This is a genomic window from Cytophaga sp., from assembly GCF_051961495.1.
Classification (GTDB): domain Bacteria; phylum Bacteroidota; class Bacteroidia; order Cytophagales; family Cytophagaceae; genus Cytophaga.
Map to the genome: position 1 here is coordinate 1 of NZ_JBQCDF010000173.1, position 11558 is coordinate 11558.

Annotated in this window: 4 protein-coding genes; all 4 read left to right on the forward strand. The window is 39.0% G+C overall.

The features are described 5' to 3' along the window. Positions 1 to 7762 (forward strand): glycosyl hydrolase family 8 (locus tag ACTHJT_RS09095; protein ID WP_440237710.1); only part of this gene is annotated, 7762 nt, incomplete at its 5' end. 314 nt (positions 7763 to 8076) lie between these two features. Then, a complete protein-coding gene (locus tag ACTHJT_RS09100) occupies positions 8077 to 9846 on the forward strand; it encodes a 6-bladed beta-propeller (protein ID WP_440237711.1) in 1770 nt (589 codons plus the stop codon). A 211-nt stretch (positions 9847 to 10057) separates the two neighbouring features. Beyond that, positions 10058 to 10480, forward strand: coding sequence for a hypothetical protein (locus ACTHJT_RS09105; protein ID WP_440237712.1), 423 nt, complete (start codon positions 10058 to 10060; stop codon positions 10478 to 10480). Between the two features lie 254 nt (positions 10481 to 10734). Beyond that, positions 10735 to 11475, forward strand: a complete 741-nt coding sequence (bla, locus tag ACTHJT_RS09110) for a BlaB/IND/MUS family subclass B1 metallo-beta-lactamase (RefSeq protein WP_440237713.1) — start codon at positions 10735 to 10737, stop codon at positions 11473 to 11475. The last annotated feature ends 83 nt before the right edge of the window (positions 11476 to 11558 follow it).

Sequence of the window (11558 nt, forward strand, 5' to 3'; positions counted from 1 at the left end):
TAACCCAACATATGCGTCTGCATGGAACAGTGCTGTAAACGGTGCATATACAATGATCAATGCAAATGCTGATGGAACAACAGGTTTGATTTCTGACTGGTGTAACCCGAGTGGTGTAAGAAACACCTGTAACCCGGGTGGTCTTGGTTACGCCGCAACAGATGGTTATGGATATGATGCCTGCCGTAACCCATGGAGAATGGCGCAGGATGTTATCTGGAGCAACGATGCACAGGCAAAAGCTCTTTGTGGTAAACTTGCTACTTATTTAAATGGGAGAGGTGCTGGCAACGTAGGTGGCCCGCTTTACCAAACAGGTGGAAACTACTCCGGATATGCGCACAATGCTACATTCGTTGCTACGTTTGCTACCGCAGTAATGGGTTCTACGAACCAGACGTTGATGAATGCAATGTATACTGAAACAAAAAACACGAAAGATGTAATTAAAAACTCTACACTTTCCGGTTATTTCGGTAATACACTTCGTTGCGTTTCTTTATTCATGATGACTGGTAACTATTGGAAACCAGGAACTACGTCAATTCAGGAAATCAACGTGCGTCAGGCAACAAACAATGTATTAACAGGAACAACCTACGATTTCCAAAACCAGCAGATTTCTCCTCCGGGAACCGGGAAAGCAATTACTTTCACTATTGAAAACTTAGGATTTACTTCACTGAATCTTACGGGTACAACAAAAGTTGCTGTTTCAGGTACTGATGCTTCGAGCTTTGTAGTAACAACACAACCATCGGCATCAACACTTGCTTTAGGTGCTACTACAACATTTGTGGTAACATTTAATCCAACAACAACAGGTACTAAGAATGCAGTTTTAACAATTGCAAGTAATGACCCGGACGAGAATCCATATACGATTAACGTTACAGGTATTGGTACATTAAATGCAACGGCTCCTAAGATGACTGTTTACGATACAGTTAATGTATTGGCAAGTGGTTCTGCATTCCCGATGGGATCATTTACAACCAGTTCCGTTGGTTATAAAATATTAAAAATTACCAATACCGGAGATGCTCCTTTAACAATCAGTGCTGCAACATTCTCAGGCACAACTCCTCCGTTTGCTTTATTGGGAACAGCACCAATTTTACCTAAGACAATTGCGATCGGTGCTACAGGGTATTTAACAGTAGGGTACAATGCACCGGCTACAGCTACTACCAGCTCAAGCACAATGACTCTGACAACGACTGATCCGAATTCACCATCTTATACATTGAATTTAACAGCTAGTGCTGTAGCATGTTCAGCGTCACCAACGAACAACATTCTGGATGATTACGATGGTAATATCAATGTTAAACTTGCGTTTCAACCTAAAGGAGCATTTTCACCAATTGCGGCGAATCCAAGTGTTGGCGGACTAAATTTGAGTCCGACAGTTGCAAGTTATGTTCGTCCAAGCGCAGGTACAACTACCCCAGCATGGGACGGTAAATATGATATCATCCGTTACTACAATTGCGGAACTGTTGCAGGTACAACACATGCTACGTCTACATACGTATCATTCAACATGACTGCGGCGAACCCTACAGTACAGATACTATTCTTTTCTCCGGCAGTTGGTGTGCCGATCACGCTTTCTCCTCAGAAACCGGATATGTCTACGACAACGGGTTGGTTACCTATCAATGCAGATTATTCAAGTAATATCAATGTTACTACTACAAAGGCAAATCAGTGGGAACTTCTGACATTTGACTTGAGTAAGATCATTACCCCTACAAACCTTACTGCTAATATCAAATGTTTTGATATCCAGATTGACCCATTGATGGCTTACTCAAGCTTACCTGCAAATGCAGCTGTATCTGCACGTACGTTCTATATCGATGAAATTAAATATGGTATTAACCCGTGCGTAAATGATTTGTCCGGTATTCTTCAGGATTTCGACACCCATACAAATACAACATTGGATTATGCAGTAGCAGCTTTATCTGCTCCTGTAACAAATCCGGTTTCAGGTGGAGTTAATACTTCTGCGAATGTTGGACAATTTACCAAGACAATAAATACTGCAACTTATGACGATGGGTTCAGATATGACGGTTGCGGTAATAAGATTGATCTTTCTACAAAGAAATACATCAGTATGCTGGTGTATTCTCCGATAGCTAATTTACCGATACAGATATCTGCAAAAGTACCGGATGGTGCTGATGCCGATACATATCCGGATGATGCTGTTGCAAATACACAGAATACAGTTTTTGCAAATACATGGCATCGTCTTTATTTCGATATGTCTACGATTTCTGCCGCAAACCTTCCGAATGTATTTGGTATTGATATTTTCTTTGATCCAACGGACGTGTCAGGTATAACTTCCGGTAGTAAAATCTATTTTGATGATATTCGTTTAGAAAGTGCATTGCCATGTGTTACAGGTATTCCGGCAACAAGCATTCTGAATGACTTTGAAAATAACAGATATTTAGGAGTTCAGTTCCCTTTGACAACTTCAGGAACTACAAATTATTTCAATACAATTAAAGCCAATCCGGCTCCAACAGGTATCAATACTAGTTCTATTGTAGGGGAATTTTTAAGAGGAACAGGTACATCAGGTACTTCGGTTCGTTTTACTCCTTGTCAGAATAAGCTTGACCTTTCTCCGGGAAATAACATTATTGATATGAAAGTATACTCACCAAATGCAAATGTGGCTGTAACTATGTCACTAAAAACTGCAGATGGTTTAACTACTATTCAAAATGTTACGGATACAGTTAAATTAGCAAATACCTGGACAAATCTTAGATTTGACTTCACAAACTCATTGAATGCAACGAACGTTGGATCTCTTGATGTGATTGTAGATCCGAATGCAGTATATTCAGGAGCTACTTCGACAGTTGCTGCCCGTACGTATCGTTTTGATGATATCCGTTATTCATTGCCTGAACCGGAAATTAATATTAAGGCTTTAACTTCACCTACAACTACAGATATCCCAAATACAGGTGCATTTAGCATGGGTACTGCTGTAATTGGTGATAGTACTGCTGCTATTAACTTCAGTATTCAGAATAACGGTTTACAGACATTGACATTGACAGGACCTACTTACCTTACTTTAGGTGGTGCAAATCCAACTGACTTTGTTATTACAACAACACAGACATTCAGCCCTTCAATCGGTTCATTCGGTGCTACAGGTTTTACAGTAATGTTTAAGCCTAAAGGTACTGTTGCTGGTCCAAGATCTGCATCTATAACTGTTAAAAGTAATGATACTAATGAAGGTACTTATGTAATCTATCTGAATGCAATAGCAACAGCTTCTAAATTGGCTGTTTTAGATGGCGGTTTAACTACCTCTCCGGTTGTAGCAAATAACAACTCTCCTGCGCTGAATGTAGGAGCTTCTACTGCAGGCACTCCTGCTGCGCCATATACATTAAGTATTAAAAATACAGGTAATGGTCCATTGAGTGTTACTTCTGTACTTGGATCTGCAGGTTTTGTAGTGTCTGCTCTTTCTCCTGCGAGCCCGATAGCTGCAGGTGCATTCTCTACATTTACCGTTACTGCTACACCTGCATTACCAGGGGTGAATAATGGTACGATTACGATCAAATCAAATGATCCTGCCACACCTACCTATGTTGTAAATGTTTCGGTAACCGGTAGTTCTGCTACTATTTCGATCGAAGATGCAACATCAACAGTTGTTCCGGCAAACAATACAACACCGATCTCTGTAGGTTCTGCACCAGTAGCGACAGCTGCAACTGCTTACACATTTACAGTTAAAAATACAGGTACTGGTCCGTTGAGTATTGGAACCATAACTCCAACAACTGGATTCATAACATCTGCTATTACACCAACAGGTGCAATTGCAGCAGGTGGTAGTGCAACATTCACGGTAACAGGTACACCAGCAGCTGCCGGTGTGAATACAGGTTCAATTACAATCACTTCAAATGATCCTGCAACTCCTTCTTACAAAATAAATGTGTCTGTAACAGGTACAACACCAACGTTACAGATTTTAGATGGAACGACAGTTGTTACAAACAACAATACTCCGGCAATCTCTGTAGGTACTGCTACTGTAAATACAGCGGCAACAGCTTATACATTTACAATTAAGAATACAGGAGCAGCACCACTGAAAAATATTTTGGTAACAGGTGTGACAGGATTCAATGTAACACAGCCTGCATCTACAACCATTGCAGCAGGTGCTTCAGCAACATTTACAGTAATAGGTACTCCAAACAGTACAACGGTTCCGTTGACCGGAACGATTACAATTGCTTCAAATGATGCTTCATCACCATTCAAGTTGAATGTTTCAGTAACAGGAACAGCAGCTCCGACACCAACGTTGCAGATTTTAGACGGTACAACAGTTGTTGCAAACAACAATACACCGGCAATTTCAGTTGGTTCAGCGGTTGTAAATACAGCAGCTAGTCCTTATACATTCACAATCAAGAATACAGGAACTGCAGCATTAACAAGCATTGTTGTAACAGGCGTAACAGGATTTACTGTGACACAACCTGCATCTACAACTATTGCAGCAGGTGCTTCAGCGACATTTACAGTAATAGGTACTCCAAACAGCTCAACGGTTCCGTTGACTGGAACGATTACAATTGCTTCAAATGATGCTTCATCACCATTCAAGCTGAATGTTTCAGTAACAGGAACAGCAGCTCCGACACCAACATTGCAGATCTTAAATGGTACAACAGTTGTTACAAACAACAATACACCGGCAATTTCAGTTGGTTCAGCAGTTGTTAATACAGCGGCGACTGCTTACACATTCACAATCAAGAATACAGGTGCAGCACCGTTAACAAACATTGTAGTGTCCGGCGTAACAGGATTCACTGTGACACAGCCTGCAGCAACAACTATTGCAGCTGGTTCTTCAGCGACATTTACAGTAACAGGTACTCCGAACAGCTCAACGGTTCCGTTGACCGGAACGATTACAATTGCTTCAAATGACGCTTCGACACCGTTCAAGCTGAATGTTTCAGTAACAGGAACAGCAGCTCCGACACCAACACTACAGATTTTAGACGGAACGACAGTTGTAGCAAACAACAATGCTCCTTCAATTTCAGTGGGTTCCGCAGTTGTTAATACAGCAGCCAGTCCTTATACATTCACAATCAAGAATACTGGTGCAGGTGCTTTAACAAGCATTGTAGTAACAGGTGTAACAGGGTTCAATGTAACACAGCCTGCATCTACAACTATTGCAGCAGGTGCTTCAGCGACATTTACAGTAATAGGTACTCCGAACAGCTCAACGGTTCCGTTGACTGGAACGATTACAATTGCTTCAAATGATGCTTCATCACCATTCAAGTTGAATGTTTCTGTAACAGGAACAGCAGCTCCGACACCAACGTTGCAGATTTTAGACGGTACAACAGTTGTTGCAAACAACAATACACCGGCAATCTCAGTTGGTTCAGCGGTTGTAAATACGGCAGCTAGTCCGTATACATTCACAATCAAGAACACAGGTGCAGCAGCATTAACAAATATTGTAGTGTCTGGTGTGACAGGATTCACTGTAACGCAACCTGCATCTACAACTATTGCAGCAGGTGCTTCAGCTACATTTACAGTAATAGGTACTCCAAACAGTTCAACAGTTCCGTTGGCAGGAGTGATCACAATTGCTTCAAATGATGCTGCATCGCCATTCAAGTTGAATGTTTCAGTAACAGGAACAGCAGCTCCGACACCGACACTTCAGATCCTGGACGGAACGACAGTTGTAGCAAACAACAATGCTCCTTCAATCTCTGTAGGTTCAGCGGTTGTGAATACGGCAGCAACAGCTTACACGTTCACAATCAAGAACACAGGTGCAGCAGCATTAACAAATATAGTGGTAACAGGCGTAACAGGGTTCAATGTAACACAGCCTGCATCTACAACTATTGCAGCAGGTGCTTCAGCTACATTTACAGTAGTTGGTACTCCGAACAGTGCAACGGTTCCGTTGACTGGAACAATTACAATTGCTTCAAATGATGCTGCAACACCATTCAAGCTGAATGTTTCAGTATCAGGAACAGCAGCTCCGACACCGACACTTCAGATTTTAGACGGGACAACAGTTGTAGCAAACAACAATACACCGGCAATCTCTGTAGGTTCAGCGGTTGTAAATACTGCAGCAACAGCTTACACGTTCACAATCAAGAATACAGGTGCAGCAGCGTTAACTAATATAGTAGTAACAGGCGTAACAGGATTCAATGTAACACAGCCTGCATCAACAACTATTGCAGCCGGTGCTTCAGCGACATTTACAGTAGTTGGTACTCCGAACAGCTCAACGACACCGTTGACAGGAGTTATCACAATTGCTTCAAATGATGCTTCATCACCATTCAAGTTGAATGTTTCAGTAACAGGAACAACTGCTCCAACTGCGACATTGCAGATTTTAAACGGTACAACAGTTGTTGCAAACAACAATACACCGGCGATCTCTGTAGGTTCAGCAGTTGTGAATACCGCAGCTAATCCTTACACATTCACAATCAAGAACACAGGACCTGCAGCATTAACAAATATTGTGGTATCTGGTGTAACAGGGTTCAATGTAACCCAACCTGCATCTACAACGATCGCAGCCGGTTCTTCTGCAACATTTACAGTAACAGGTACTCCGAATAGTACAACTACACCGTTAACAGGAGCGATTTCGATTGCTTCAAATGATGCTTCATCACCGTTTACGTTGAATGTGTCTGTTTCCGGAACAGCAGCTCCGACTGCCATTCTTACTATTCCTGGAATAACCAGCAATGCAACTGTAGTTGATCTAGGTTCTGCGATTCAGAATACAGCGACAGCTCCTATAACGATTACAATTAATAATACTGGTTCATTAGCGCTGAATATCGCATCAATTACGTCTTCAAATCCTGATTTTGCAGTAACATCTGTATCACCAAATCCAATACCTGCTGGTGGAACAGGTACGTTTACAATCACTGCCACTCCATCAACGGTTGGGACAATTAATGGAACGATTACAATTACAAGTAATGATCCTTCATCACCATTCCTGATAAATGTTACTGCTAAAGGTATAGATCCATTAGCAGCTTCTCTTCAGGTATTGGATGCTCCTAAAAATGATTTGGTTGTTACAAATGGCGGTCCTAATATTCTGATCGGATACAATGCGATCAATACTGCAGTGGCTCCATATAAATTCAATCTGAAAAATACTGGTGGTGCTCCACTTACAATTTCAAATGTGATTGCAACCGCAGGGTTTACGGCTACTCAGATATTCCCATCAGGACCTATTGCTCCTGGACAAACGGCATATATCATGGTAGCAGGTACTCCAAACAGCGCTTCAGCACCAAGAACAGGTTCTATCATGATCTCAAGCAATGATGCTTCAAGTCCGTTTATGTTGAATGTTTCTGTTGAAGTAGGTACCCCTACAGGTGTTGCGACTGCATTGTCAAGCACTGCAATTGACTTGTATCCAAACCCTGCTTCAGAGAATGCATACTTAGAATTCAATGGTAACTTTGATAACGTTTCTGTTGTAGTTTACACAATCGATGGTAAAGCAATCATGAGTCAGGATGCTGCTTCAGTATTCAGTTCTCAGACTACTAAAATCGAAAATGTTGAAGGACTACCTGCAGGTATTTATCTTGTAGAAGTATCAACTACTCAAGGTAAATTGGTTAAACGTTTGATTAAACAATAATCAGTCAGGATTCCCAATAACGACAAAAGGTCTCGCATTGCGAGACCTTTTGTCGTTATTGGGTTTACTTACTTTACGGTCTTCTCGTATAAGTTCATTGACGAGGTCTTCCATGAATAGTATTTAAAAAAGGTAAAGAATAACGATTACAGGATATGACCTTTTCATATAGGAGAAATAATAAATTAGATATTTTACGACTGTTAACTATCTGATTTATTTTGTAACATTACTTAACAATTTATCGTTGGGAAAGACCTGTATCAGGTTATATGTGTTGCATGATAAATACAAAAAGAATATTTAATCCGCATATGTTTACAAACAAAATCGCTATTCTACTTTATACAGCAATAGCATTATTCGTACATACAATCACCACTGCACAAGAGTATAGTTTTGAAAGGAAAATAAGTGGTTATAAAAATTCCAGCATAGCACCGGTTTTTATTAGTCCATTGGGTATTACAATTGATACAAGTAATAATCATGTATATGTAACGGATATTGATCGTGTTCAGATTTTTAATGACAAAGGTGAACTTATTTCCAAGTTCGGAAGATATGGTTTTGGCGAGGGACAATTCACAGATGCGTCCCGTATGATCTTCGGTAAATTGGGCTTTCTATACGTATTGGATGGCCACCGGATTCAGAAATTTACAAAAGAAGGGAAATATGTTACGCAATGGGGAACCTTTGGTACAGGAGATGGACAGTTTGCTTATCTGACAGGTATTGCTATTGATAGCATGAATAATGTATATGTAACAGATCGTGGGAATCATAGCGTGCAGAAGTTTTCAAGCTCAGGTAAATTTTTAAAAAAGTGGGGTGGTTTAGGCGTAAATTCCGGTGAGTTTAATGAACCTGAAGATATTGTTATTGACAAGCAAGGCTATGTATATATTGCCGATGCCAATAATAACCGTATTCAAAAATTTACCGGTAATGGAGAGTTTGTTGCTTCGTGGGGAGGATATGGAGTTGATAAAGGTAAATTTAATTATCCATCTGGTCTTACGCTTGATCAAAAAGGAGATATTTATGTTGTGGATTTTAATAATGCCCGCATTCAGAAGTTTTCTCATGATGGGGTGTTCAAAGCTAAGTGGGGAAAGTTAGGTATCACAGAAAATCATTTTAATGCAATTACAGGAATTGCTGTTGACTCTTTGAATAATATTTACACATTAGAAGCAGGAAACCAGCGAGTACAAAAATTTACGGAGACAGGTCATTTTATTATGCTCTGGGGAAACCCTACTGATGCAAATGATCAATTTTATTTTCCTTCCAACATTGCTTTTGATGGATCAAATAACCTGTATGTAATGGATAATAATTATATACAGAAATTTAATACCCAAGGAGATTTCATTGCGAAGTGGGGTGACATCGGAGAGTGGAATAGTCAGTATGGAATTTTGTCAGATCTTTCAATTGATAAAAACAATAATATTTTTATTGCCGATAATCAGAAGCATTGTATAATGAAATTTAGTCCGGAAGGCAAGTTTGTTACAAAATGGGGAAATTTTGGGGCAGGCCAGGGACAATTTAATGATCCAATGGCATTGGCTATAGATTCGGAAGAAAATATTTATGTTGTTGATCGAGACAATCATCGCATACAAAAATTTAAAAGTACAGGAGAATTTATTTTGCAATGGGGAAAGCCGGGTGCAGGGAATGGACATTTTGCCTGGATTACGGATATAGCTATTGATCCAACCGGAAATGTTTATGTAGTAGACGGAAAGAATCATTGTGTTCAAAAATATTCAAATACAGGCGCATACATTATGCAATGGGGAACATATGGTTCAGCTGATGGAGAGTTCCTTAATCCATTAGGTATCACTATTGATAAAGATGGTTTTGTATATGTATCAGATACTGAAAAAAATTGTATTCAAAAATTTACAGATGCTGGTAAATATGTAACCAAATGGGGAACTCCCGGGATTTCAGAAGGCGAATTTCAAACACCCCGGGGTCTTGCTATAGATAATCTGGGTAACGTATATGTGGCGGATTCTGACAATAACCGTATTCAAAAATTCAATCCGGCAAAAAAATAAATTCAGGTTTTCAAACAAGAAGCCTTACTTATTTTCAGATGAGTAAGGCTTTTTCTTTTTTAAGAGATGTAAGTTTTTTTGTGTAAGTGATTTGTATTCAATAGATTATTTAACATTTGTTAAACGTTATATTAGCAAGCAAGGAGTATCTTTAAGCCATAATAAAGGCTATAATACTTCATCTTTTTAATCTCTTACAATTATGTTCAATGTGTCTGATAAATACGCGCTTGATGTTAAAAGGCGATCAACGCAGCAGGAGTTTTTAAAATCAATCATTGATGAGATTGTATCATTGAATGTGCACAATGTTATTTATAGCATGAATAACGGATATCAGTTTCAATTTTCTTTTGCCAGCAATTTCTGGCATATTGATTTTGATATGTTTGTGCAGGAGGAACCTTTACAAAAAATGTTGTACAAAAAAATATTTGATAAGATTACATCCAGCGTGGATTTGATTGAGCAAGCTGAAGTGCATATTCTTATTTCCAATGCTGAACCAAAATTTGAACTGAATAAATATCCTATAGTAAAATGCCAACTCGACATACAGGTAAATGGGATAGTTAAGACTACTGGCGAAAAATATCATTTTCATACCAGTTTATTTTTAAGTCCTATTGTATAATATAGGACTTAAAAAGTCTTCGTTCAGAAAATAATTGACAGGGATTTTGACATACTTTTTTCATTAATATTTTTCTCTGTCGTAGATTGTTTTTTATTATTTCATCAACTTTATTTTGGATAAGCTTCTGTATATAGACAGGACTTTTGATGAAATTATATTATTGCTTAACATAGGTAATGATTATATTGCATACAATCGCTTGAATTTAATAAGCATGAATCAATATAAAATGTTAAGCAAATAACCTGTTTATGCAAAAGCTCTATTTACTTATTTTATCATTTTTTTTATTGAATGTCTTTTCATTTGGGCAAACAGAAAGTTCAAAATTGCAGATCACACAACTAACCGGGGATTTTTATATTTATACGACCTGGCAATCTTTTAATGGAACCAGATTCCCTGCAAATGGAATGTATGTATTAACTGATAATGGGGTATTATTGGTGGATTCTCCCTGGGACACTACACAATTTAAACCATTGTTAGATAGCATCCGGATTAAACACAATAAGAATGTAGTGATGTGTATCGCTACACATTCACACGAAGACCGAACCGCAGGTTTGGTGTATTATAGGAAAAAGGGAATCAAAACATATACAACTAAACAAACAGATTCTATTAGTCAGTTACGTGAAGAACCTCGCGCGCAATATTTGATTACCGGAGATACTACATTCCGCCTGGGACAGCATGAATTCGAAGTTTATTATGCAGGTCCGGGTCATACAACTGATAATATTGTAGTATGGTTTAAAAAGGAAAAAATTCTATATGGCGGCTGTTTGATCAAAAGTACAGAGGCAAAAGATTTAGGTAATCTGTCAGATGCGAATGTGGCTGCCTGGCCGGAAACGATTCATAAGGTTCAACTGAAATGTGGGAAGCCTAAATATGTTATTCCCGGTCATCAAAGCTGGAGCAATAACCAATCATTAGAACATACATTGATGTTAATTGAGCAATACCAATTGAATAAAAACAAATAATTATGCAGTATAATCGGGAAGCGGATTTTATTCAAGGACGCCAAGCCTGTTGGTTATAGCTACTGTGTTGTTTATTTGTTTTT